The sequence below is a fragment of the Bradyrhizobium sp. UFLA05-109 genome (assembly GCF_054185165.1).
This window is the reverse complement of the sequence record NZ_JBBIAR010000020.1, coordinates 37,460-61,412: the sequence shown is the minus strand read 5'-3', so window position 1 is coordinate 61,412 and position 23,953 is coordinate 37,460. Positions and strand designations below refer to the sequence as shown.

Here is a 23,953-nt window from a genome sequence, read left to right as displayed (position 1 = left end):
ATGACGCACGTCACCCTGCGTTCGGAATTCGAAACCCTGATCGATCCCTACGCGCCGGTCGGCCAGGTCGGCACCGGCTTTGAGTTCACGGAAGGGCCGATCTGGCATCCGATTGATCAATACCTCTTGTTCTCCGACATGCCGGGCGACGTGCGCCGGCGCTGGGATGCGCGGCGCGGTGTCGTCGAGGTCAAGCGCCCGGCGAACAAATGCAACGGCATGACTTATGATGCCGAGGTGAACCTGATCGTTTGCGAGCATGCGACCTCGTCACTGATCCGCGAACGGCCCGACGGCCGGCGCGAGGTGCTGGCCTCGCATTTCCAGGGTCAGGAGCTCAACAGCCCAAACGACGTCTGCGTCCATTCCTCCGGCGCGATCTATTTCTCCGATCCCTGGTATGGACGCATGCCCGTCTATGGCGTCGAGCGGCCGCGGCAGCTTGGCTTCCAGGGCGTCTATCGCGTCATGCCGGGCGGCGAGCCGCAGCTCGTGGTCGAGCGCAATCTGTTCGATCAGCCGAACGGGCTCTGCTTTTCGCCCGACGAGAAACTGCTCTATGTCAATGACACCGTACAGGCCCTCATCCGCGTGTTCGATGTCAACGCAGACGGTACCCAGTCGAACGCCCGCGTATTTGCAAGCGGGATCAAGTCGGAGCTCGAACCTGGCCTGCCCGACGGCATGAAGTGCGACCAGCATGGCAATGTCTGGGTCACCGCACCCGGCGGCGTCTGGGTCTATTCGCCGCGCGGCGAGTTGCTCGGCAAGGTGCGGGTGCCCGAGCTCGTCGCCAATCTCGCCTGGGGCGGACCGGATTTCCGCACTCTCTATCTCACCGCGACGCATTCGGTCTACGCGATCCCGACCCGAACGGGGCCGCGGCACGAGCCCTATATGAGCGGCAAGCGTGGCGGCGCGGGCACCAGCTCTTCGGCAGCAGCACCGATCCTCACCGGCGGCGAGCTGCGGCTCGATCCACAGCGCTGCGCCATGATCATCCAGGATCTGCAAAACGACGTCGTCATGGACGGCGGGGCCTTTGCCGAGTCCGGTGCCCCCGTGCATGCGCGCCAACAGAACGTGATCGAGAACGTACGCCGGCTTGCGGAAGCTGCGCGCGGACGCGGCGTTGCCATCATCCATGTCTGGTTCGTCGTCGAGCCCGGCGCACCCGGCGTCACGCTGAACGCGCCGTTGTTCGAGGGGCTGGTCGACAACAAGGCGATGGTGCGGGGGAGCTGGGGCGCGGCGCCCGTGTCCGGCCTCGAGCCACGGCCCGGCGATTTCGTGGTCGAGAAGATGCGCATGAGCGCATGGGAAGGTACGAAGCTCGAGACGATCCTCAAGGCGACGGGGCGCGACATGATCATCAACACCGGCGCCTGGACCAACATGTCGGTCGAGCACACCGCGCGAACCGGCGCCGACAAGGGCTATTTCATGATCGTGCCGGAGGATTGCTGCTCGACCATGAACGCCGACTGGCACAACGCCTCGGTCAACTTCGCCATGCAGAACGTCGCCGTCGTCACGAAGGCCGAGACCGTCATCAGAGCGCTGGGATGAGCGGTGGCAAAACTCCTGCACCTGTCATGCTCGCCGCGTGCCGACTCCGAGTCGAGTGCCGGTGCGCGCGTCTTTCTTGACGGCTTTCGTGAGGCGCACCCGGACTGGGACGTCGATGTGATGGATCTCTGGCGCGAGCGCATGCCGGAGTTCGTCGGCCCGATCGTCGAGGCGAAGTATGCGCGCATGAAGGCGCAGGCATTCAACGACGCACAGCGCGACAGCTTTGCCGAAGCCGAGCGGATGGCGCTGCGCTTTTCGCTCGCCGACCGCGTCCTGATCTCGACGCCGATGTGGAATTTCGGCATCCCCTACAAGCTGAAACAGTGGTTCGACGTCATCATCCAGCCCGGCCTGACCTTCCGCTTCGATCCGTTGCAGGGCTATTTTCCTCTGCTGAAGGACCGACCGACGCTGGTGATCCTGGCAAGCGGCAGCGATTTTGCGACCGGGATGAACCGCGGCCGCATCGATATGGCGACGCCCTATTTGCGCGAAGCGCTGCGCTTCATCGGCGTGAACGACGTCCGCTTCGTGCCGATCGGCCCGACGGCCGGACCGGCCGATCCGATCCGCGCCGCCCGCGACAGCGCTCATCGCCGCCTCGCTGACCTGGCGAAGCGATTCTGACCTTACGAGCCGGCCCGCGCCTTCCGCGCAGCGATCTGCTGAAGCGCCCAACGCGCGTTCTTGCGCACGTCAGGATCGGGGTCGTTGGCGACCACGGCAAGGTAAGCCTCGCCCTCGGGATCGGCGATCTCTCCAAGCGCCGCGGCTGCCTCCTTACGCAAATTCGCCTGCTCGTGGTTGATGCCATTACCGATCGGGCGCACCGCGCGTTCGATCTTCATCTTGCCGAGGCTGCGGATGGCCTTGAGCCGCACTTGCCAGAACTCGTCGGCAAGCGTGGCGATGAGTTGATCGGCGGCGAGCGAACCGTTGACGTTGAGCCCCAGCGTTTCGGCAGCCATCTCCCGGACCATCCAGTCGGCGTCCTTCAGCGCGCGCGTGATCGTCTCGGCCGCCGGCCTCATCTGCGAGAAGGCGAGCGCGCTTACCGCGGCGCGGCGTACGTGGGCGTCGGGATCGTGGATCAGCGCGGTCAGCGCTGGAATCGACTCTTCGAGCTTCAGGAAGCCGATGACGCCAATCGCCTGCACGCGCACGGCCGCATCACCATCCTGGAGCGCTTCCAGCGCAGGCTTCAGCGTGTCCTTGCAGCGCAGCTCTTTCAGTGCGCGCAGCGCGCCCATGCGGACGAAGGCGTGGGCATGCCTGACCAGCGGCAGAATGATGTCGGCGCAGGCGGGATCCTTGAACTCGGCCATGCTGTCGGCTGCGGCTGATGCCACGATCCGTTCGGGGTCGACGAGCAACTTGACGAGCGCACCCGCCGCCTCCGGCCCGTCGAACTCTCCGAGCGCCATCGCAACCTGCTGGCGCACGCCGGCGTCGGGGTCGGACACCATGTTGGCGAGATGGCCGATCGCGGCGGGATCGCCGGAATGACCGAGCGCGATGATGGCGACGCGGCGTTCCGCGGGGTCCGCGGCCTGAAGCCGCTCGTCGGCGTCGTCGAGATCGTCGTAGGATTCGAACGGGCTCGACATGCTCACCTCAGGAGATAGGGAATGTTGACGGTGACCGCGCCGGTCGGGCAATCGGCCTCGCAGGGCATGCAGTACCAGCATTCGTCATAGGCCATGTAGGCCTTGCCGGTCATGTCGCTGATGCGGAGCACGTCGAGCGGGCAGACGTCGACGCACACCGTGCAGCCCTTGTCCGCGATGCATTTGGCATCGTCGACCACCACCGGGACCGAGGTCTGATAGGAAGCGAGAGGCATTTCGAGATCTCCTGTTGCGTTGCTGTTCGGCGGCTCAGGCTCTCGCCCGGATGCGCTGCTTGTCGTAGAGGTCCTTCTCGTCGTCGGCGATCGGCACGACATAGGGTTCGACCGCGCGCTTCTCGCTGGTCATCTTGTCGTCCTTCTTGCTGAGCAGCGTGTGGCAGAACCAGTTCTCGTTGTCTTTCTCCGGGAAATCCGTGCGCCAGTGGTAGAGGCCCCAGCGGCTCTCCTCGCGGTACAGCGAGGCGTGAGCCGCCATATCCGCGCAATCCATGATCGACTGCACCTCCAGCGCGCGGAGCAATTCATGCGCGTTGCGCGCGATCATGCGGTCCTGCATGTCCTCGCGTGCCTCGGCGAGGCGGCGCATGCCAAGCTCGTATTTGCGGGTCACCTTCGGCGGCTGGAGGTAGTCGTTCACGAGACGCCGCGTCTTGTACTCGATCTGGTTCGGTGGAATGCCGTCCTCGCGCGTGGTCGGCGCCATCACGCGCTCGCGCTCTTTCGCCACCTCGCTCGGATCGATTTCCGCAAAGTCGTGGCCGTCAGCGAACTCCATCGCGTCGATGCCGGCGACCGAGCCGTTGGTGAAGGCGCCCAGCATGTAGTTGTGCGGCACGCTCGCCATGTCGCCGGCGGCATAGAGTCCCGGCACGGTGGTGCGCGCATTGTCGTCGACGAAGACGCCGGAGGCGCTGTGGCCAGAGCAGAATCCGATCTCGGAGATGTGCATCTCGATCGATTCACTTCGATAGTCGACACCGCGCCCCTGCTGGAACAAGCCGCGCGTCGGCCGCTCTACCTTGTGCAACGTGGACTCGATCTCCGAGATGGTGTCGGGATGCAGATGCTTGAGCTGGAGGAACACCGGCCCCTTGCCGGACAACAGCTCGTTGTAGAACTCGAGCATCATCTGGCCCGACCAGTAGTCACATTCGATGAAGCGCGAGCCTTCGTTGTTGGCGGTGTAGGCGCCGAAGGGCCCCGCGACATAGGCACAGGCCGGGCCGTTATAGTCCTTGATCAGCGGATTGATCTGGAAACATTCGAGGTTCGCGAGCGCCGCGCCGGCGTGATAGGCCATGGCGTAGCCGTCGCCGGAATTGGCGGCGTTCTCGTAGGTGCCGAACATGTAGCCGGAGGTTGGCAGCCCGAGCCGGCCGGCGGCGCCCATGCACAGGATCACCGCCTTGGCCTTGATGATGAGCATTTCGGCGGTGCGCGTATTGACGCTGATCGCACCGGCGATGCGGCCGTCGGCGGATTTGAGCAACCGCGTCGCCATGTAGCGGTTGGAGATCAGGATGCGGGCGCGGCGGAGCTGACGGTAGAGTGCCTTCTTCACGGTCTCGCCGTTCGGCATCGGCAGGACGTAAGTGCCGATGTGGTGCACCTTCTTGACGGCATAGTCGCCGTTCTCGTTCTTCAGGAAGCGGATGCCGAAGCTGTCGAGCTCCTCGATGATCTTGTAGCAGTTTTGGGCGTATTTATAGACCGCCTTCTGATCGACAATTCCGTCGTTCGCGATGGTGATCTCCTTGGTGTACTGCTCTGGCGTCGCGTAGCCGGGAATGACGGCGTTGTTCAGTCCATCCATGCCCATCGAGATCGCGCCGGAGCGCTTGACGTTGGCCTTTTCGAGCAGGACGACGTTGGCCTTCGGGTTCTTCAGTTTCGCTTTCAGCGCTGCCATCGGACCGGCCGTGCCGCCGCCGATGACGAGCACGTCGCAGGAAACCTCCGAAAGTCCGTCGACAATCTGATCTAGTGCCATCGCTTGCTCCTGGGTTCGCCGGCACGTCCGGCGCCTTTGCATCAGATTTGTTCAGGTGGCTTACCGGCGATAGCAATTAGTTGTCGCCGGAGAGAGATTTGCCCTCTCACCGCTCCACGAACGCTTTCTCGATCACGAAGTGGCCAGGCTGGCTGTGATTGCCTTCGGCAAAGCCGCGGTCCCTGAACATCATGTGGAGCTCTTCCAGCATCGCCGGGCTGCCGCAGAGCATGATGCGATCCGTGTCGCGGTCGAGGCCGGGCTGGCCGATGTCGTCGAAGAGCTGGTTCGAGGCGATCAGGTCGGTGATGCGGCCGCGATTGCGGAACGGCTCGCGCGTGACGGTCGGGTAATAGATCAGCTTGTCCCTGATCAGGGGACCGAAGAATTCGTGGGCCCGCAGACTCTCGACCAGGTGCTCGCCATAAGTGAGCTCGGAAACCTGGCGGCAGCCATGGGCGAGTACGATGGTCTCGTAATTCTCGTAGACGTCGGGGTCCTTGATCAGGCTTGCGAACGGCGCGAGCCCCGTGCCGGTGGACAGCAGCAGCAGCCGCCTGCCCGGAATGAGATTGCCGGTGATCAGCGTGCCCGTGGGCTTGCGGCCGACCAGGATGATGTCGCCCTCCCTGATCTTCTGAAGCCGCGAGGTGAGCGGACCGTCCGGCACCTTGATCGAGAAGAACTCGAGCGTCTCCTCGTGATTGGCGCTCGCCATGCTGTAGGCGCGCATCAAAGGCCGGCCGTCGACCTCGAGCCCGATCATGGCGAACTGGCCGTTCTGGAAGCGGAAGCCGGGATCGCGCGTCGCGGTGAAGCTGAACAGGGATTCGGTCCAGTGCTTGACCGAGAGGACCGTCTCCTTCTGAAAAGCGCTCATCGTTCGTCTCTCCTTGCTTGCCCGACGCCGGGGAAAGTTTCGGAGAGGCGCTATTCCCGCAACGGCGAACTGGCGTTCCCGGTCGATTAGTTTCACATTTCGCGGGCAATGACCGAAGAGGAGGCAGCCGCGCTTTCCCCGTGACCGTCGCGTCCGCTCTTGTCCGGCAATTAGTTGCTATCGCGACGCTTTCTTGGCTGGCTAGAAGGAGACCGGAGGCTTGCCACGACCATGACTGCTCTGACCGCACCAACGGTGACCGACTATGCAGCAAGCGCCGATCTCGCGACGCTCGTCGTGCGCACCACGGGCGAAGGCGAGGTCATGCTCACCGCCGAGCAGCTCCGCCTCTCCTGCAAATGCGCCCACTGCACCCGCGCCCGCTTCGACGGCCGCTTCCCCCAGGAGTTTCCGGGCATCGCCATCACCGAGATCGGCGACCTCGGCTATGGGCTGAACATCTCGTTCTCGGACGGCCACAATCGCGGGATTTACCCGAAACCGTATTTGCTGAGTTTGGCCGAGCGCCCGGACGGTTAGATAGCCCCACCCTCCGCTTTCATGCCCCCCGCAGGCGTACGCCGGGACGGTGTCCCTTGGCTGCGCCACGCTACTTTGCATGGGGTTGTTTTCGAGATTTTGCGGGAACGCCCCTTCCTCCCCCCGTCTGGCACGGACATTGCTCCTCTTTAGAACGGTTTGAACAATCCGGAGGCAGGTGATGTTGCAGGCGGCCAATGCGGTTCGCGGGACTGTTCCCGCAATGGTCCGGTCTGCCGGAAGCTCTTCGCTGCTGCTCACCGAGAACCAGCAGTGGATCGGTGGGCCGCCGCCGCTGATGGACAAGCTCACGCCGCGCGAGCGCGAATTGGTGCTGAAGCAGGGACGCCGCAAGGTGCTCAACCGCGGCCAGACGCTGTTCAGCCAGGGCGGCAAACATGACGGCATCTGGCTGATCGAGAGCGGCCGCATCCGCGTCTTCTACACCTCGCCGCTGGGTCGCGAGATCACGCTCGCCTACTGGCATGTCGGCAATTTCGTCGGCGGGCCCGAAGTCTTCGAAGGCACCGTGCATCAATGGTCAGGCGTCGCATCCAGCAATTGCAGCGTCGTGCACCTTCCCGGAAAGGAGCTGCGAACGCTCGCGGCCGAGATCCCCAACCTGGCCATCGGCCTGATCGAAGGGCTGACCTTCAAGGGCAAATGCTATTCGGCGCTGGCGCAGATGCTGGGGACGCGCTCGATCACCCAGCGGCTTGCGCATCTGATGCTCCACCTCGTCGAGCTCTATGGCGTGGAAGACGCCGACGGCAGGGTGATCGCGGCCGCGTTCACCCATGCCGACATCGCCCACATGGTCGGCGCGACCCGGCAATGGGTCACGATCAGCCTGAAGCGCATGCAGGAGAAGGGAATCGTTCAGACGAAGCGCTCCCAGATCGTGGTCTGCCGCCCCGACATCCTGGAGGAGATGCGCGGGCTGGCGTCCGATTGAGACCGGTGCACATGCTATTGGCTTTCAACTGCAAAACTGCCCAAGGAGTATGCAACCGGTCTTTCCCGGCAACTAATCGACTGCGGCGGTAAATCCGGATTTGCCCTGTCCGCCCCCTCACCCAATCATGGCAACCACAGCACATCCAACCGAATGAGGATGAGAATGGTCCGCCATCTTCCCACACTCTCGATCGCGATGTCGGTGACGTCGCTGGCGCTCCTCCTGGCGCAGCCCGCGACGGCGGAGACAGTCACCCTCGGTATCGGCACGCAGGACACCACGACCAATACGGTCACCGCTGGCGTCGTCATCCGGCAGCTACATCTCCTCGAAAAATATCTGCCAACCGACGGCAAATACGCCAGCATCAAGTTCGAGCTGGAATGGCAGAATTTCACGTCCGGCCCGCCCGTCACCAATGCGATGATGGCGAACAAGCTTCAGATCGGCATGATGGGTGACTACCCGCTGATCGTGAACGGCTTCACCTTCGAGAGCAATCCCGAGAGCAAGAGCCGGCTGATCGGCGTCGCCGCCTATAGCCTCTCCGGCTCCGGCAACGGCATCGTTGTCCACAAGGATTCGCCCTACTACGATCTCGCCGATCTCAAGGGCAAGCTCGTCAGCGTGCCCTTCGGCTCCGCCGCGCACGGCATGGTGCTGAAGGCAATGCAGGACCGCGGCTATGCGTCCGACTTCTTCCAGCTCGTGAGCCAGAGCCCCGAGGTCGGCTCGACCAACCTGCAGGAGAAAAAGATCGACGCCCATGCCGACTTCGTGCCCTTCGCGGAGCTGCTGCCATTCCGCGGCTTCGCCCGCAAGATCTTTGACGGCGTCGAGACCAACCTTCCGACCTTTCACGGCATCGTCGTACGCACCGATTTCGCCGAGAAATATCCGGAGGTCGTCGTCGCCTACATGAAGGCGATCATCGCCGCCAACCAGTGGCTGCGCGACAATCCCAAGCTCGCGGCCGAGAAGATCCAGGAGTGGACCGGCATCAGCAAGGAGGTCGTCTACATCTTCTTAGGCCCCAGCGGCAACATGACCACCGATCCCACGATCAAAGCGGCGCTGATCGAGGCGGCCACCACAGACGTCAAGGTGCTGCAAAACCTCGGCCGCATGAAGGAGTTCGATCCGAAGAAGTGGGTCGATGACAGCTACATCCGCAAGGCTTATGCCGAGATGAAGCTCGACTATGACGCGCAGCTTGCGAGCACCAAGAACTACGAGATCTCCGGCGAGGATAGCTTCTGCAAGAAGCCGATCCTAGCTCCGCGCAAGGCCGGTGAGGTCTGGGTGGATGAGGCGGGCATCCTGCCCTTCGCGAGCGCGTCCTGCACGCTCAGTGCCTACGCCGACTTCAAGGCCAAGGGCAAGAAGATCAACGTCGCCTACGTCTTCGACACCACCCGCGGCATCAAGCTGTTCGCCGACCAGGCCTTCTATGCGGTCGGCGACGGCGACGTCGCGCCGTTCCTCCTGAAGAAGGACGCGGAAGCCTATGCAGCCAAGATCAACGGCAAGGTTCTCGGCTTCGACGATGCCGTGAAATCGGCGGTCACCGGAGGCAAGACGTGAGCAGCAGTCCCGCCATCTTGCGCCATCAAGAGGCCGCAATGCCGGCAGCTGCAGCCGCCGTCACCGAAGCTGACCCTGCGCCCGTCACGGTGCCGACCCCCGCTCCGCCGTCATTCGGCGCCTTGGCAGGGCGCTGGTACCGGCTCAACCAAAACAGGTTGCGTGCGACCGCCATCGGCGTCGTCTCGCTCGCGGCCTTCCTGCTCGTCTGGCATCTGCTTACGACCTACCGCGTCGTGTTCTTCGTGCGCTTCACCAACGTGCCCTCGCCGCTGGCGGTCTATGCGAGCTTCACCAAGGCGATCCACGATCCCAAATTTCTGCTGCATATCCTCTTGAGCTGCCGGCGCATCTTGTTCGGCTTCTCGCTGGCGGCCATCGTCGGCGTGCCGCTCGGGCTGATCATGGGCCGCTTCAAGCTGGTCCATGAGGTGGTGTTCCCGGTTGCGGAAGTGCTGCGGCCGATCCCGGCGATCGCCTGGGTGCCGATGGCGATCATGCTGTGGCCGACCAACGAGCAGAGCATTGTCTTCATCACCTTCCTCGGCTCGTTCTTCCCGATCCTGGTCAACACGCTACACGGCATGTCGCTGGTCGATCCCGTGCTGGTGCGCGCCGCGCAATGCCTGGGGGCTCGCGAGCGCTCGATCTTCCGCGAGGTGTATTTTCCGGCCTCGCTCCCGCACATCTTCACCGGCCTCACCATCGGCATGGGGGTTGCCTGGGTGTCGCTGATCGCGGCCGAGATGATCTCCGGACAATACGGCATCGGCTACTTCACCTGGGAGGCCTATTCGCTGGTCCAATACGCCGACATCGCGCTCGGCATGATCGCGATCGGCGTGCTCGGCCTCGGATCGAGCCTCTTGATCCGAGGCGCCGGACAACTGGTGATGCCATGGAGGGCGAAATGAGCGAGATCGCGACCGCCACCCCGCAGGGGCATATCGAGGTCAAGAATTTTTCGCTGAGCTACGAGACCATCGACGGATCGGTCGAGGCCGTCACCAATACGCATATCCACGTCAAACCGGGCGAGTTCGTCTCGATCGTCGGGCCCTCCGGTTGCGGCAAGTCGACCTTCCTGAATGCGGTGGCCGGGTTTCTCAAACCCACCACCGGCACCATCACGGTCGACGGCGAACGCGTGAGCGGACCGAGCGCCGATCGCGGCATGGTGTTCCAGCAATATTCGCTGTTTCCCTGGAAGACGGTGCGCGAGAACGTCGAGTTCGGCCTGAAGATGCGTGGCATGCCGCGCTCGCAGCGCGAGCGCGCAGCGCGCACGCTGCTGGGGCTCGCGGGCCTCGAAGCCTTCGAGAAGCATTATCCGGAAAAGCTCTCCGGCGGCATGAAGCAGCGGGTCGGCATCGTGCGTGCGCTCGCGACGGGGCCGAAGGTGCTGCTGCTGGATGAACCGTTCGGCGCGCTCGACGCGCAGACCCGCGTGATCATGCAGCAGATCCTCACCAACATGTGGCAGCGGCTGAAGATCTCGGTGCTGTTCGTCACCCACGACATCGACGAGGCGATCTTCCTCTCCGACCGCGTCTACTGCATGACCGCGCGGCCCGGCTCGATCAAGGCGGAGATCCCGATTCCGCTGGAGCGGCCGCGGCAGCAATCGATGATGATGTCCTCGGAATTCCTGGCGCTGCGCCGCGGCCTGATGTCCCTGATCCGCGAGGAGAGCCTGAAGGCGATGGGCGGCGAGATCAACGATTTGGGCATGCAAGGATTGAACATCGAGCTGCGTGGCCATTCGCTGGCGGACGTGTTGTAGTTCACCGCATCCTGCTTGCGGGAAGAGGTGTGCGCGAGCCTTCGTCCCTCACTTGAACCAGTGCACCAGGCCGATGCTGATCCCGAGCAACAGCATCAGCGACAGCGTCACCGCGGCCGTCACCCGTCCCCCGACATTGGCGAGCACGCGCACGTCGACGCCAAGGCCAAGTGCGGCCATGGAGACGATGGTGAGGAATGTGGTGATCTTCGTCACCGGACCGACCACCGTTGAGGGAACGATCTCGAGCGAACGGAGCGTGGCGAGCGCGAGGAAGCCGAGGATGAACCAGGGCACGAGCCGGAAGAACCCGACGCTGGTCTTCTTCGCCCCGCCCTGCCGACGCGAGGCAATGAGCGAGAGGCCGACGACGACCGGCCCCAGCATCAGCACGCGCATCAGCTTCACGAGCGTTCCGATCTGCGTGCTGACCAGCCCGGCCGGCACGGTCGCCGCGAGAACCTGCGGCACGGCGTAGACGGTCAACCCGGCGAGAATGCCATATTGCGTAGCCGTCAGTTGCAGGAGTGGGATCAGCAGCGGCAGGCCCAGCACCATCATCACGCCGAGTATCGCGGTGAAGGAGATCGAGGACGCGATCTCCTCATTGTTGGCGCCGATGATCGGCGCCACGGCGGCAATCGCCGAGTTGCCGCAGATGGAATTGCCGCAGGCGATCAGGATCGACAGCCGTGTGGACAGGCCGAGCATGCGGCTTAAGCCAAACGAGACGCAGAGCGCGACCACGACCACGGCGGCGATCGAAGCGAGGAGCGTCACGCCGGACGCGGCGATTGCGGCAAAGCTGATGGAGGCCCCGAGCAGCATCACTGCGACTTCGAGGAGCTGCTTGGCGCTGAAGGCGACGCCGGCCTGCCAGCGCTCGGATGGTTTCCAGAAACTGCGCACGGCCATGCCGAGCAGGATCGCCATCACCAGCGCCTCCACATAGGGATGTGCGAGGGCGTGCCGTTCCGTGGCTTCAAGAACAGCTGAGATGCCGGCAATGCCGATGCAGAGGAGAACGCCTGGAATCAGCGCCACAATCCGGCCGGCGGTGGTCACCGGTCTTGCGCCGGCTGAAGAGGATGCTTCGTTCTGGGCCACTCAAATCTCCCGAAGGAGAAGATTTTATGCGCGAGAGGGCGCAAGAGGGCAATATATTTTCTATTCTGGCCGACGGAAGCAAGTAATGTCCTTAAAGACAATTCTCCTCTGCGCCTCCGCCCAAAGGCCGGCGCTGGATCACATTGTAGGCAAAAAGCAGCGACTCCTCGATGGCCTAGAAGATCAGGCCCTTCGCGAGGGAGGCGACGCGGCTAAAGCCGTCGAAAACGCCGGGCTCGAAGAAGGCAGCCCGGGCGAGCACGATGGCCCCGACCAGCGACCAGAACAGACCGGTGCCGGTCCACAGCAGATATTTAGAGGCGCGCGACTGCGGCCGGTCATCCCTTCCCGGGGCCAGTCGCTCGCCAAAAGGCTCGAAATTTGCGCGTTCCATCGCGAAGCCAATCCACTGAATTCTGAATGGAATGTCGTCGTTTCCGTCTCTCTCGGCAATGGAACTGATTGGCTTTTTTTGGCGCCGCGCGGGAAATTTCTTCCGCTGCGGCAGACTACGACGATGGCTTTCTTCTTCGGTGGCGTCTGGGCCCAAGCCCCCTGCGCGGGTCGGCGGTAAAGTGCGACGATCGCGCCAGCCGCTTTCGCCGGACTTGAGACCATCTATGAACATCGAATTGCCGCGCCAGCAGCCCGACCTCGCCTCGGTGATCGCCGAGGGCGACATCCGCTGCCTCCTGATGGTGCTCGTTCACATGACCGGCGACGAGCGCTGGCTCGCCCCGCCCTATTTGCCGAAGCGCGATATCCGCCTCATCCCGGATCCCGAGGCCGGCGTGCCAAGAGACGTGCAGGACGAAATCCGCGCCGCCGTGGTCGAACTTTTTGCCCATGGCCATCCAACACCTGTGATCACCGATCCCGGCGAGGAGCTGCTTCTGAAGATGATGCGTGCCTGCCTCGGCGAGAATGTCGCGCCGGAATATGCGCCGCTGATGCGCGAGGAGATGGGCTTTGTGCCGCGCGAGGCGCGCTGGAGCAGACGTCCGTCCGACGCGCAATTGGCGCGGCAGCATGTGCTGATCGTCGGCGCCGGCGTCTGCGCCATTGCGCTTGGCGTGGCGCTCGGTCATCTCGGCATCCCCTACACTATCGTCGAGAAAAACGCCGAGCTCGGCGGCACCTGGTGGATCAACCGCTATCCCGGCTGCGGCGTCGACACGCCGAACCATTCCTATTCCTACTCCTTCGGCGCGCGCAACGAATGGACGCGTTATTTTTGCCAGCGCGAGGAGTTGCTCGATTACCTCAAGAAGGTCGCGGACGAATTTGGCCTGCGCAAGCATCTGCGGCTGAACACGCAGCTGACCTCGTCGCGATGGGATGAGAGCAAGCGCCGCTGGGTCTCGACGCTGAGAACGAGCCGCGGCGAAGAAATGTTCGAGTCCACGGCACTCGTCAGCGCGATAGGCCAGCTCAACGATCCCTCGCGCGCCCGCTTCAAAGGCGAGGAGGATTTCAAGGGCCAGATCCTCCATTCGGCGCTGTGGTCGGATGACATCAAGATCGATGGCAAGCATATCGCCGTGATCGGCACCGGCGCGACCGCGATGCAACTCGTACCGTCGATCGCACCTCGCGTTGCTTCCGTCACCGTCTACCAGCGCTCCGCGCAATGGGCGCGGCCGGTGAAGGGCTATTCCGATCCAATTACCGCGGGTGCGCGCTGGCTGCTCGCGCATCTGCCGCTCTATGTGCAGTGGTACCGCTTCAACATGTTCTGGCGCTATGGCGACGGCCTGTTGCCGTTCCTGCGCAAGGATCCAGCCTGGCCGCATCCGGAACGCGCGGTCAACAAGGGCAATGACCGGCATCGCCAGGAGTTGACGGACTTCATCCTCTCCGAGCTGAAGGACCGCCCTGACCTGATCGCCAAATGCGTGCCGACCTACCCGCCTTACGGCAAGCGCATCCTGCTCGACAACGGCTGGTTCAAGACGCTGACGCGCGGCAATGTAGATCTGGTCACCGGGGCGATCGATCATGTCGATTGCGATGGCATCGTGACATCCGACGGCCAGAACCGCGCGGCCGACATCATCGTGGTCGCGACCGGCTTCAAGGTCACCGAGATGGCGGCGCGCCTCGATATCACCGGCCGCGACGGCAAGAATCTCCGCGACGCCTGGGCGGGTGACAATCCAACCGCGTTTCTCGGCCTCACCGTCCCGGGCTTCCCGAACTTCTTCTGCATGCTCGGCCCGAACTCCGGCCCGGCGCATGGCGGCAGCGTGATCTTCCAGTCGGAATGCCAGAGCCGCTACATCTCGGCTTGTCTCGTCGAGATGATGCAGAACGGTGTCGCCGCCATCGACGTCCGCCAGGATGTGCACGACGATTACATCCGGAAGGTCGACACCGAGCACGAGGCGATGATCTGGACCCATCCGGGCATGACCACCTACTACCGCAACGCTTGCGGACGGGTGTTCTCAGCGACTACCGCCTGACGAAGGTGTGAACCTGGCGGCGCCCGGCGTCGGCCGGCGGCTGCGCGACGGGCGCTTGCGAGACCGAAGGTTGCGCAAGAGACGGCGCCGAACCGGCGCTATCGACCGCACGGATGCGTGGCGCCTGAGCCTTCGGCGTGCGAACCAGAAACGCCGGCGGCTGTGCCGGTGGTTTGCCCGATCGGATGTAGGGTTCCCATTTCAGATACCTGGCGCGGCGCTGTCGCGAAATGCGATCGCGCGTGACATAGCCCGCTGCAAACGAGATCGCGGCGACCAGGACAAGGATGAGAACGCCAAGCATTCGGACCGTTCCGTACGAAGATTCGGATCGTTTCTATCAATGCCAGCAACCTAACCCCGATGTGACCATTTCGAGGAAATTTAGAGACGACGTGAACTGAAGCGTGATCCCTGTTTTTCGCGCCGCGCGGAACTTTTGCGCGAGATGCGAAACGGGCACATTTAGAGATCTACAACTATGGAGCGACAACGCAGTACGCGTATCCACCCGGTGCGCGATCATCAAACCCGATGCGACGGCACCGTTCATGCCGCAAGGCTGCCCTCGACTGGCGAGAACGGCAGACCGAGACTCTCCGCCACCGCCTTGTTGGTGATGCGGCCGCGATAGACGTTGAGGCCGTTGCGCAAATGCGGATTCTCGAGCACGGCGGCAAAGCCCTTGGCCGCGAGCGTCAGGCCGAACGGCAGCGTGGCATTGTTCAGCGCCTGGCTCGATGTCACCGGCACTGCGCCTGGCATGTTCGCAACACAGTAGTGCACGACGCCGTCGACCTCGTAGGTCGGCTCGGCATGGGTCGTCGGGCGCGAGGTCTCGAAACAGCCGCCCTGGTCGATCGCAACATCGACCAGCACGGCGCCGGGCCGCATCGACTTGAGCATCGCGCGCGTTACAAGTTTCGGAGCGCTCGCACCGGGCACCAGCACCGCGCCGATCACGACATCGGCAGAAAACACCTCGTCCTCGACGGACTCGATCGTGGAGAAGCGCGTGCGTACGCGCCCCAGAAACACGTCGTCCAGCTCGCGCAGGCGCGGGATGGAACGATCGATGACGGTGACCTCTGCACCGAGCCCCGCCGCCATGCGTGCCGCCTGGGTTCCGACGACCCCGCCGCCGAGCACGACGACCCGCGCCGGCTGCACGCCGGGGACGCCGCCAAGCAACACGCCGCGTCCGCCTGCCGAACGCTTGAGTGCGGCGCCGGCCGCCTCGATCGCGAGACGGCCGGCGACTTCGCTCATAGGCGCGAGCAGAGGGAGGTGGCCGCCCGCGTCAGTGACCGTCTCATAAGCAATGGCGGTGCAGCCGGAGGCGAGCAGCCCCTTGGTCTGCGCGGGATCCGGCGCGAGGTGAAGATAAGTGAAGAGGATCTGATTCTCGCAAAGCTGCGTCCACTCGCTCTGCTGCGGTTCTTTCACCTTCACGATCATCTCTGACTTGGCAAAGATCTCTCGCGCGCTGCCGGCAACCGCAGCGCCCGCCTTGCGGTAGATTTCGTCGGAGGCGCCGATGCCCTCGCCTGCGCCGGTCTCGACCCAGACCTCATGCCCGGCTGCGACATATTCGCGAACGGCGCCCGGGGTGAGCCCGACGCGATATTCCTGCACCTTGATTTCCTTGGGAACACCAACGCGCATGGCGAGCTCCTTGCCGTAACGTCTTGATTCTTCTCTCCATGTTAGCGGCCGCCGCGGTTTGGTTTCGTGCAAATATCAGCTAGTTTCGGCTCCCGGACGCCGGTTTCCGGCGCCGATTGGCCCTTCCACGCTGGAAACGAAACCTTGGCCCTTGACCGAAAAGATCTCGCCATCCTCGCGGAACTCACCACCAATGCGCGAGCCAGTCACACCGAGCTCGCCAACAAGGTCGGCCTGTCGAGTACGGCGCTGGCGCGGCGGCAGAAGGCGCTGGAGGATGACGGCTATATCCACAGCTATCAGGCCGCGCTCGATCTCGGGCAATTCGGGCTCACCACGACGGTGTTGGTACGGATCGCGCTGGAGAGCCAGAGCGAGGAGGCGCTGAAGGCCTTCGAGGCCGAGGTCGTGAAATGCCCCTCCGTCGTGCGCTGCTTCTTGATGTCGGGCACCGACGACTACATCCTGATCGTGCTCGCGCGCGACATCCAGGATTTCGAGCGCATCCACCGCACCGAGCTGTCGCGCCTGCCTCGTGTCGCCCGGGTGCAATCGAGCTTCGCGCTGCGCGAAGTCGTCAACCGCGCCGTGCCGACAGTGGTGTTCGGCGAGATGAGACGCTAGCGCGGGCCTCTGGCTCCTCGCCTCCTTGTTTCGAATGATCTCAAGGCGCTGCGGGCTGCATGCATGCAGGACCGCGATACCTCCTTGCGCGGCACCAACGAAAACTGCGACGAGGGCGCGGCAATTCGGCTTGTGCGCCACATCGCGCAATCGCGCGAATCCTCTTTCGACCCCTTGGTAGCTGATGTAACGTGCGGGAGAGCCGCTACCGGGATGTGCCGAAATCACGGCAATTACTTGCGGCCTTTGTGCCTACGGCGGGCATCGCAACTTTCATCATCTCAGATACTGCGGCTGTGACGACTAGCTCGAAACGGCATGAATAATTGTTTCCATAACCTCGGAAGGAGGACATCCCATGCATTTTTGCCTCACCGGACAATATACGCCACGCGCTCTCAACGCCATTTTGGAAAACCCCGCGACCAATCGCCAGGAGGCGGCGAGTAAACTCATCGAAGCAGCCGGCGGAAAGCTGATCTCGATGTACAGCGTTGCGGCCGACGGTCCCGGCGTTCTGGTTATATTCGATGTACCCGATCCGAGTGCGGCTCCGGCCATATCCGGCCTGACCGTCACCGCCGGCACCCTGCAGAACGTAAAGCTCACTCGACTGTTCACGCAGGACGAGATCAAGCAGGTGCGGCAGAACGCAGCCAAGCTGCGCTCCTCCTATAGCCCTCCGGGCAGCTAGAATCTGAACCGCTCCAGATGCGATGCCGCCGCCGCTCTACCGTTGCGAGCGGCGGCGCGTTCACGTGTCGACGCGGCCCGGCCCGCCTCCCTTTGAATGAAAGACGGGGAGCATCACGTCGTCCGCACCAGGTCCCTGTCATCCAAACGCCCCTGTCATCTAATTGTCATCGAATGTGCCGAGACCTGTTGGCCTCGCAGATTCGGGACCCACCATGGACTATTTCAAGCGCTTCAACTTTCTGTTCGCCGCCCCGGTGTTCGATGCCGACGATCTCGAGGGCATCCGCTTCAACCAGATCATCGAGGAGATCCAGCGCTCCGGCTTCGAGGTCGTGAGGGCCCGCAAGCTGGAGGACGCCGAGATCGCGGTGCAGACGGACGCCGCCATCGGCTGCATGGTGGTCGACTGGGGCAAGAAGGGGCTGGAGGGCAAGACCGCCGCCCTGATCAACCTCATGCGGCGCCGCGGCCTGGACTTCCCGATCATCCTGCTGATCCGGCGCAAGCGGTTCGAAGATCTCCCAGTCGAGGTGCTCGATTTCATCGACGGCTATGTCTTCCTCTCTGAGGAGACGCCGCCCTTCATCGCAAAAAATCTGATCAGCCGGCTCAAGCAATATGCCGAGACGCTGAAAACGCCGTTCTTCGGCGCGCTGGTCGACTATGCCGAGGAAGGCAACCAACTCTGGACCTGCCCGGGCCACAATGGCGGCATGTTCTATAGCCGCAGCCCGATCGGCCGGGTCTTCGTCGAGCATCTCGGCGAGTCCGTATTCCGCGACGACCTCGACAATTCCGTGCTCGATCTCGGCGATCTCCTGACCCACGAAGGACCGGCACTCAAAGCGCAGAAGGAAGCAGCCCAAATCTTCGGCGCGGAAAAGACCTATTTCGTACTCAACGGCACCTCGACCTCCAACAAGGTCGCGCTCGGCGCGCTCGTCACCGACGGCGACCTGGTGCTGTTCGATCGGAACAACCACAAGGCTGCCCATCACGGCGCGCTGATGATCAATGGCGGTATCCCTGTTTATGTGCCGACCATCCGCAATGCCTGGGGCCTGATCGGCCCGATGCGCTGGGAGGCGCTCGACGAGAAGGCGTTACGCGAGGCGATCCGCAACCATCCGCTGGTCAGCGATCGCGACGCCTGGCGCAAGGAGCGTCCGTTCCGCGTCGCGGTCGTCGAACAGTGCACCTACGACGGGACGATTCACAGTGCCGAGATGATTTTGAAGCGCATCGGCCACCTCTGCGACTACATCCTGTTCGACGAAGCCTGGGCCGGCTTCATGAAATTCCACCCGCTCTATGCCGGGCGCTTCGCCATGGGCTTGTCGGGGCTGACACCGGACGCACCCGGCATCATCGCGACGCAGTCGACCCACAAGCAGCTTGCGAGCTTCTCGCAGGCATCCCAGATCCACATCAGGGATCGTCACATCCGCGGCCAGAAGCGGCGCGTCGAGCACCGCCGCTTCAACGAGAGCTTCATGCAGCACGCCTCGACCTCGCCGTTCTATCCGTTGTTTGCTTCCCTCGACGTCGGCGCGCAGATGATGAAGGGGCGCTCGGGCGAAGTGCTGTGGGACGACACGATCCGCCTCGGCATCGAACTGCGCAAGAAGATCCGGGCCATGCGCCGCGAGTTCGAGGAAAAGGAGCAGAACGTCGAGCGGCGCTGGTTCTTCGAGCCGTTCGTTCCCGACCGCGTCGCCATCGCCGACGTGAGCCGGCCGGGCGCGGCGCATAACGTCGCCTGGGAAACGCTCTCGACCGACGAGCTTGCGACCAATCCCGCGCTTTGGCAGCTCGGTCCCGACAGCAACTGGCATGGCTTCCCCGATGTGACCGAAGGCTTTGCCATGACCGACCCGAACAAGCTGACGCTGCTCACGCCCGGCTTCGACCGCGCCACCGGCACCTATGCAGAGCACGGCATCCCCGCCCCCGTCGTTGCGCAGTACTTGCGCGAGAACCGTATCGTTGCCGAGAAGAACGACCTCAACTCCCTGCTCTTCCTCCTCACGCCGGGGGTCGAGGCGAGCAAGGCCGGCACGCTGATCTCGGGGCTCGTCGCGTTCAAGAAGCTACACGACGACAATGCGCTGCTGGCGGATGCCATCCCCGAATTCTATCAGCGCCGGCAGGCGCGCTATGCAGGCGTGCGCCTGCGCGACCTCTGCGCGGAGATGCACCGCTTCTTTCGCAAGGCCGACGTCAGTGCGCTCCAGGCGCGGCAGTTCCTGCCCGAGCATCTGCCCGAGATCGCGCTATCGCCACGCGACGCCGCACGCTGCCTGATCCGCAACGACGTCGACTATCTGCCGATCGAGGCCATCACCGGCCGGATAGCGACCACGCCTTTCGTGGTCTATCCGCCCGGCATCGCCACCATCGTTCCCGGCGAGCGGCTCACGGAACGCGCGAAGCCCATGATCGATTATCTCAAGATGTTCGAGACCTGCTTCAACACGTTTCCGGGCTTCGACGTCGAGATCCAGGGCGTCTACAAGGAGGTCGACGCCGCTGGCCGGATCGGGCTCTACACCTACGTGGTGGCCGAGTAGCGATCGATGAACGGAACAGGTCTGATGCGCGAGGATGACGATCCGATCCTGGTCCGGCCCTCACGCGACAGCGACGTCGAGGCGATGCTGGCGATCTACCGCCATCACGTCCGCCATGGCGTGGCGAGGGACGTCGAGGGCACCGGAGCGCCCGAGCCCGACGATCTGCGTGACCGGCGCAAGAACCTGAGGCATACGCGCCTGCCTCATCTGGTGGCGACCTGGCGCGGCGAGGTGATCGGCTATGCCTATGCCGTGCTGTTTCGCAAGCGTCCGGCCTATCGCTACACCGCCAAGCATTCGATCTACGTGCATCACGACCACCTCGGCCGTGGTGTCGGACGCCTGCTGCTACAGGAGTTGGTCGACGCCTGCGCGGCAGCCGGCTTCCGCCAGATGATCGGCTATATCGACGCCGACAATGCGCCTTCGCTGGCGCTGCACGAAAAATTTGGCTTTGCGCGGGTCGGGTTGTTGTGCGGGGTCGCCTACCGCTATGGCCGCTGGTCCGATACCGTCATGGTCCAGCGATCACTCGGCGCCGGCGCGACCGCGGCGCCGCCTGCGTCTATCATCAGCCGCTAAACGCGCCGAACCTCCGCCTCAGGACGGAAAATCGGCCGCCTTCACATGGATACGATCCGCATGCAGGGACCAGTGATGCAACGCCTGGTCCTTGCAGAATCTCAGCTTGGCCTGCTCGGTCGCCTCGCTTTCACAGGAAGCGTCGATTTCCAGGGTTCCCTGGCAGACCTCACTCTGCCGGCCGTACTCACCGAGCACGTCCTTCATGAACCTGACGACATAGCGTGACATGGGACCTCCTGCTGCCCCGGCAGCACTCTAATCGCTTTTAGCTCCGCGGAGGGAAGGAGATTTTGAGCGGGATCAAACTGATCGTCGTCTCCAGGCCCCATCCGATCCGTAAGTCGCCCCGCCCTATCCTGGCGTGATCCCGAACGTCTTCCGGAAGCGCTCGGCGTAATGGGGCCAGACCTCGGGGTTGATGATGCGCGGCGGCCGCCTGCCGTCGAGCGCATCCAGGACCTGCTCGGCGGCAATGCGCCCCATGTTCTCGCGGGCCTCACGGGTCACGCCCGCAGTGTGCGGGCTCGCCAACACGTTGTCGAACTGAAGGAGCGGATGCTCCGGCGGTGGCGGCTCCTTGGACCAGACGTCGAGGCCGGCGCCGGCGATGCGCCCGTCGCGAAGGGTCTGGAGCAGCGCGTCCTCGTCGTGGACGAAGCCGCGCGCGGTGGTGATGAAATAGGCGTGCGGCTGCATCAGCGAAAATTCGCGCACGCCGATCATGCCGCGGCTCTCCTTGGTGAGCGGACAGGAGATCGAGACGAAGTCGGACTGGCGCAGGAGCTCGTCGAGCTCGACCTTCTCCCCGCCCCGCCCGGCCATCACGTCTGCCGAAAGGTACGGATCGTAAGCCAGCACTTTCATGCCCAGCAGGGTGTTGCAGAGCGCGGCTATGCGACGGCCGACATTGCCGAGCCCGACGATGCCGATTGTCTTGCCCCCAACCTCATTGCCGATGAGATCGTTGCGGTTGACGTCGCGCTCGCGCCGCAGACGGCGGTCCGACTGGATGATGCGCTTCGACAGCGTGAGCATCATCGCGAGCGCATGCTCGGCGACCGAATGGGCATTGCCGCCGGATTGGTTGACGACGAGCACGCCCGCCGCCGCGCAGGCCTCGACATCGACCGGATCGAAGCCTGCGCCATTGGACGAGACGATCAGCAGATTCGGCGCGCGCTTCAACAGTTCGGCCTGGACGTGGAAATGCGAGGCGAGCTCGTCGCGCGCAGCGCCGATCTGATAGACGTGCGCGGCCTCCAGGATCGGTGCGTAGAATTCTTCGGGGCTTTCATTCTCGATGCGATCGAGCCGGACGTCGCTCCGTGCCTTCAGGATGTCGACATAGATTGGATGTGCGAGATATTTGACGTAGAATACGCGCTTGGTGTTGACGGACATCGAAGTGCTTCCGACCTCTCGGGAAGGCCAGGCAGGACCCGCGCAGCATGCGCCGCTTCCCTGCTTTCCTCCCATTGCTCTCATTATGGTTGCTTATGGCATGGTAGCGCCAGCCACGGCAGCGCGCGGAGCGCAGACCACCGTGGCAACCCGGACATGTTGACAATCCCGCCCGCGGCGTCAAGTTCGGGCTGAAACCGCCCGCGAAGCGGCACCGCGCACAGATCAAGAAAGATGCGGCGGAAGGGAGAACAAGATGACGATCGCGGAGCAACGCACCCCGCCCCAGATGTCTCCCACCGAACAAAGCTGGCACGGCATCGTGCTGCAAACGCTCAAGCGGAACGATGTCAGCCTCGTCCCTTACGTACCCGATCGCGTGCTGACGCCGCTGATCAGGGCCCTGCACGCCGATCCCTTCTTCATGACCTTTGCGACCGCGCGCGAGGAGGAAGCCGTCGGCATCGTTTCCGGCGCCTGGATGGGCGGACGGCGGGGCGCCGTGCTGATGCAGACCTCGGGCTTTGCAACGCTCGCCAATGTGCTGGCCTCGCTCGCGGTGCCCTATCAGATCCCACTGATCATGTTCGTGTCCGAGCGCGGCACGCTCGGCGAGTTCAACTACGGCCAGGCGCTGGTCTGCCGCACCATGCGCCCGGTGCTGGACTCGCTTGCGCTCGAGCATCACACCATCACCCGGCTCGACGAGCTCGAATTCATCGCCGACCGCTCGATCAAGCAGGCCGTCACCACACAGGCGCCGGTGGCGCTGATCCTCAACCCGCTGCTTACCGGCGGCAAGGTCTTTGACAAGTGAGGTCAGCCATGAACGCGACCGCCCGCAACACCAAGGTGATGAACCGCTTCGACGTCACCTCGCGCCTGATCACGAAATTGAAGAATGAGGAGGCCGTGATCGGCGGCATCGGCAACACCAATTTCGACCTGTGGGCCGCGGGCCACCGCCCGCAAAACTTCTACATGCTCGGCAGCATGGGCCTCGCCTTTCCGATCGCGCTCGGGGTGGCGCTGGCGCAGCCCAATCGCCGGGTTATTGCGCTCGAAGGCGACGGCTCGCTGCTGATGCAGCTCGGCGCGCTGACGACGATCGCGACCCTCAAGCCGAAAAACCTCACCATGATCGTGATGGACAACGGCATCTACCAGATCACAGGTTCGCAGCCGACGCCGGCCGCCGGCGTGGCCGACGTCGTGGCAATCGCGACCGGTTCGGGTCTCACCAACAGTGCCTGGGCCGCGGACGAGGAGGATTTCGAGCGACTGGTCGAGGCTTCGCTAACGGCCTCGGAACCGAGCCTCATTGCGGTGCGCATCGACGACAAGCCCGGCGTCGGCACAACGCGCCGCGATCCCGTCCAAATCCGCGAGCGCTTCATGAATGGCCTCGGCGTCCGGCAGCCACTGTAATATTTCGTCATTAACTACACGGCGATCTGATCCCGGTGCAATGACCGATCCGGCGCCGGCCGTGCTAAGCGGATCGGATGTCAGTTTTGTTGCGTCTCTTTGCCTGGCTGCTTGCCGCCGCCGTCACCTTCGCGACCCTGGGGCCACCAGGCCTGCGCCCGCATGCTGACCTCGGCCAGGACGGCGAGCATGCGCTCGCCTTCGTTCTGGTCGGACTCGCTTTCGGGTTCGCCTATTCGCAGCGCCGCCTCAGCGTCACGGCCATCGCCGTCGTGCTGATCGGCCTGCTAGAGGTATTGCAGCTCTGGGCACCGGGTCGCCATGCACGGTTCGAGGACTTCATCGTCGATGCATTCGCCGCCTGCGTGGGATTCGCGCTCTCCGCTGCGATCGACCGGGCCGTCGCCCGCTCCCGCGGCGCTGCCGGCGTCGCAAACGAAGGCCCCGCGGAGTAAGCCTCCGCAGGGCCCCG

25 protein-coding genes are annotated in these 23,953 nt (G+C 63.7%); 15 read left to right on the top strand and 10 right to left on the bottom strand.

Annotated elements, in window-relative coordinates:
* Both Q3C01_RS16645 and Q3C01_RS16640 read left to right on the top strand, forming a co-directional pair.
* Positions 1 to 1,569: an isochorismatase family protein gene (locus Q3C01_RS16645; protein ID WP_458146399.1), complete on the top strand. Its 1,569-nt coding sequence runs from the start codon at positions 1 to 3 to the stop codon at positions 1,567 to 1,569.
* A gap of 3 nt (positions 1,570 to 1,572) precedes the next feature.
* Positions 1,573 to 2,199 (top strand): FMN-dependent NADH-azoreductase, encoded by a 627-nt coding sequence (locus tag Q3C01_RS16640; RefSeq protein WP_458146398.1) that lies wholly within the window; start codon positions 1,573 to 1,575, stop codon positions 2,197 to 2,199.
* A 2-nt stretch (positions 2,200 to 2,201) separates the two neighbouring features.
* Here the strand turns inward: Q3C01_RS16640 and Q3C01_RS16635 are convergent, their stop codons facing one another.
* The 4 genes from Q3C01_RS16635 to Q3C01_RS16620 all read right to left on the bottom strand — a co-directional run bounded on the left by Q3C01_RS16635 (position 2,202) and on the right by Q3C01_RS16620 (position 6,072).
* Complete coding sequence (locus tag Q3C01_RS16635) at positions 2,202 to 3,179, bottom strand: HEAT repeat domain-containing protein (protein WP_458146397.1); 978 nt, start codon at positions 3,177 to 3,179, stop codon at positions 2,202 to 2,204.
* 2 nt (positions 3,180 to 3,181) lie between these two features.
* Positions 3,182 to 3,415 carry a 4Fe-4S dicluster domain-containing protein gene (locus Q3C01_RS16630; protein WP_008141081.1) on the bottom strand — a complete coding sequence of 78 codons (234 nt, stop codon included), beginning with the start codon at positions 3,413 to 3,415 and terminating at the stop codon, positions 3,182 to 3,184.
* A 34-nt stretch (positions 3,416 to 3,449) separates the two neighbouring features.
* Positions 3,450 to 5,192 (bottom strand): fumarate reductase/succinate dehydrogenase flavoprotein subunit, encoded by a 1,743-nt coding sequence (locus Q3C01_RS16625; RefSeq protein ID WP_458146396.1) that lies wholly within the window; start codon positions 5,190 to 5,192, stop codon positions 3,450 to 3,452.
* A 106-nt stretch (positions 5,193 to 5,298) separates the two neighbouring features.
* The gene (locus Q3C01_RS16620; RefSeq protein WP_458146395.1) at positions 5,299 to 6,072 is read right to left on the bottom strand and encodes a ferredoxin--NADP reductase; all 774 of its coding nucleotides are present in this window, start codon (positions 6,070 to 6,072) and stop codon (positions 5,299 to 5,301) included.
* 231 nt (positions 6,073 to 6,303) lie between these two features.
* Here Q3C01_RS16620 and Q3C01_RS16615 point away from each other — a divergent pair, with 231 nt between their 5' ends.
* From Q3C01_RS16615 to Q3C01_RS16595, 5 genes are all read left to right on the top strand, one after another.
* Positions 6,304 to 6,612, top strand: coding sequence for a gamma-butyrobetaine hydroxylase-like domain-containing protein (locus tag Q3C01_RS16615; protein ID WP_458146394.1), 309 nt, complete (start codon positions 6,304 to 6,306; stop codon positions 6,610 to 6,612).
* A 181-nt stretch (positions 6,613 to 6,793) separates the two neighbouring features.
* A complete protein-coding gene (locus Q3C01_RS16610; RefSeq protein WP_458146393.1) occupies positions 6,794 to 7,567 on the top strand; it encodes a Crp/Fnr family transcriptional regulator in 774 nt (257 codons plus the stop codon).
* A gap of 165 nt (positions 7,568 to 7,732) precedes the next feature.
* Positions 7,733 to 9,154 carry an ABC transporter substrate-binding protein gene (locus Q3C01_RS16605; RefSeq protein ID WP_458146392.1) on the top strand — a complete coding sequence of 474 codons (1,422 nt, stop codon included), beginning with the start codon at positions 7,733 to 7,735 and terminating at the stop codon, positions 9,152 to 9,154.
* A gap of 38 nt (positions 9,155 to 9,192) precedes the next feature.
* Positions 9,193 to 10,068, top strand: coding sequence for an ABC transporter permease (locus Q3C01_RS16600; protein WP_458146391.1), 876 nt, complete (start codon positions 9,193 to 9,195; stop codon positions 10,066 to 10,068).
* The gene (locus Q3C01_RS16595; protein ID WP_458146390.1) at positions 10,065 to 10,937 is read left to right on the top strand and encodes an ABC transporter ATP-binding protein; all 873 of its coding nucleotides are present in this window, start codon (positions 10,065 to 10,067) and stop codon (positions 10,935 to 10,937) included. Before Q3C01_RS16600 ends, Q3C01_RS16595 begins: the two co-directional genes overlap by 4 nt.
* Positions 10,938 to 10,985: 48 nt before the next feature.
* On the opposite strand, the gene Q3C01_RS16590 is transcribed toward Q3C01_RS16595, so the two are convergent.
* Positions 10,986 to 12,044 (bottom strand): YeiH family protein, encoded by a 1,059-nt coding sequence (locus Q3C01_RS16590; RefSeq protein WP_458146389.1) that lies wholly within the window; start codon positions 12,042 to 12,044, stop codon positions 10,986 to 10,988.
* 175 nt (positions 12,045 to 12,219) lie between these two features.
* The gene (locus tag Q3C01_RS16585; protein WP_458146388.1) at positions 12,220 to 12,672 is read right to left on the bottom strand and encodes a hypothetical protein; all 453 of its coding nucleotides are present in this window, start codon (positions 12,670 to 12,672) and stop codon (positions 12,220 to 12,222) included.
* On the opposite strand from Q3C01_RS16585, the gene Q3C01_RS16580 reads away from it, so the two are divergent.
* The gene (locus tag Q3C01_RS16580; RefSeq protein WP_458146387.1) at positions 12,665 to 14,509 is read left to right on the top strand and encodes a flavin-containing monooxygenase; all 1,845 of its coding nucleotides are present in this window, start codon (positions 12,665 to 12,667) and stop codon (positions 14,507 to 14,509) included. The genes Q3C01_RS16585 and Q3C01_RS16580 overlap by 8 nt on opposite strands.
* On the opposite strand, the gene Q3C01_RS16575 is transcribed toward Q3C01_RS16580, so the two are convergent.
* Together Q3C01_RS16575 and ald are read right to left on the bottom strand one after the other, a co-directional pair.
* Positions 14,499 to 14,813, bottom strand: coding sequence for a hypothetical protein (locus Q3C01_RS16575; RefSeq protein ID WP_458146386.1), 315 nt, complete (start codon positions 14,811 to 14,813; stop codon positions 14,499 to 14,501). The genes Q3C01_RS16580 and Q3C01_RS16575 overlap by 11 nt on opposite strands.
* Positions 14,814 to 15,058: 245 nt before the next feature.
* Positions 15,059 to 16,174 carry an alanine dehydrogenase gene (gene ald, locus Q3C01_RS16570; protein WP_458146385.1) on the bottom strand — a complete coding sequence of 372 codons (1,116 nt, stop codon included), beginning with the start codon at positions 16,172 to 16,174 and terminating at the stop codon, positions 15,059 to 15,061.
* Between the two features lie 144 nt (positions 16,175 to 16,318).
* Between ald and Q3C01_RS16565 the strand changes: the two genes are divergently transcribed.
* The 4 genes from Q3C01_RS16565 (at position 16,319) to Q3C01_RS16550 (ending at position 20,649) form a co-directional block, all read left to right on the top strand.
* Positions 16,319 to 16,798, top strand: coding sequence for an Lrp/AsnC family transcriptional regulator (locus Q3C01_RS16565; protein ID WP_458146384.1), 480 nt, complete (start codon positions 16,319 to 16,321; stop codon positions 16,796 to 16,798).
* 358 nt (positions 16,799 to 17,156) lie between these two features.
* On the top strand, positions 17,157 to 17,492 hold the full coding sequence (locus Q3C01_RS16560; RefSeq protein WP_458146383.1) for a GYD domain-containing protein: 336 nt from the start codon (positions 17,157 to 17,159) through the stop codon (positions 17,490 to 17,492).
* Positions 17,493 to 17,706: 214 nt separating this feature from the next.
* Positions 17,707 to 20,064, top strand: coding sequence for an Orn/Lys/Arg family decarboxylase (locus Q3C01_RS16555; RefSeq protein ID WP_458146382.1), 2,358 nt, complete (start codon positions 17,707 to 17,709; stop codon positions 20,062 to 20,064).
* Between the two features lie 6 nt (positions 20,065 to 20,070).
* A complete protein-coding gene (locus Q3C01_RS16550) occupies positions 20,071 to 20,649 on the top strand; it encodes a GNAT family N-acetyltransferase (RefSeq protein WP_458146381.1) in 579 nt (192 codons plus the stop codon).
* 18 nt (positions 20,650 to 20,667) lie between these two features.
* On the opposite strand, the gene Q3C01_RS16545 is transcribed toward Q3C01_RS16550, so the two are convergent.
* Together Q3C01_RS16545 and Q3C01_RS16540 are read right to left on the bottom strand one after the other, a co-directional pair.
* The gene (locus Q3C01_RS16545) at positions 20,668 to 20,880 is read right to left on the bottom strand and encodes a hypothetical protein (RefSeq protein WP_458146380.1); all 213 of its coding nucleotides are present in this window, start codon (positions 20,878 to 20,880) and stop codon (positions 20,668 to 20,670) included.
* Positions 20,881 to 21,003: 123 nt separating this feature from the next.
* The gene (locus Q3C01_RS16540) at positions 21,004 to 22,053 is read right to left on the bottom strand and encodes a hydroxyacid dehydrogenase (protein ID WP_458146379.1); all 1,050 of its coding nucleotides are present in this window, start codon (positions 22,051 to 22,053) and stop codon (positions 21,004 to 21,006) included.
* 256 nt (positions 22,054 to 22,309) lie between these two features.
* Here Q3C01_RS16540 and Q3C01_RS16535 point away from each other — a divergent pair, with 256 nt between their 5' ends.
* The 3 genes from Q3C01_RS16535 to Q3C01_RS16525 all read left to right on the top strand — a co-directional run bounded on the left by Q3C01_RS16535 (position 22,310) and on the right by Q3C01_RS16525 (position 23,936).
* Positions 22,310 to 22,870, top strand: a complete 561-nt coding sequence (locus tag Q3C01_RS16535; protein WP_458146378.1) for a thiamine pyrophosphate-binding protein — start codon at positions 22,310 to 22,312, stop codon at positions 22,868 to 22,870.
* 8 nt (positions 22,871 to 22,878) lie between these two features.
* A complete protein-coding gene (locus tag Q3C01_RS16530; RefSeq protein WP_458146377.1) occupies positions 22,879 to 23,481 on the top strand; it encodes a thiamine pyrophosphate-dependent enzyme in 603 nt (200 codons plus the stop codon).
* A gap of 77 nt (positions 23,482 to 23,558) precedes the next feature.
* Positions 23,559 to 23,936, top strand: a complete 378-nt coding sequence (locus Q3C01_RS16525) for a VanZ family protein (protein ID WP_458146376.1) — start codon at positions 23,559 to 23,561, stop codon at positions 23,934 to 23,936.
* The last annotated feature ends 17 nt before the right edge of the window (positions 23,937 to 23,953 follow it).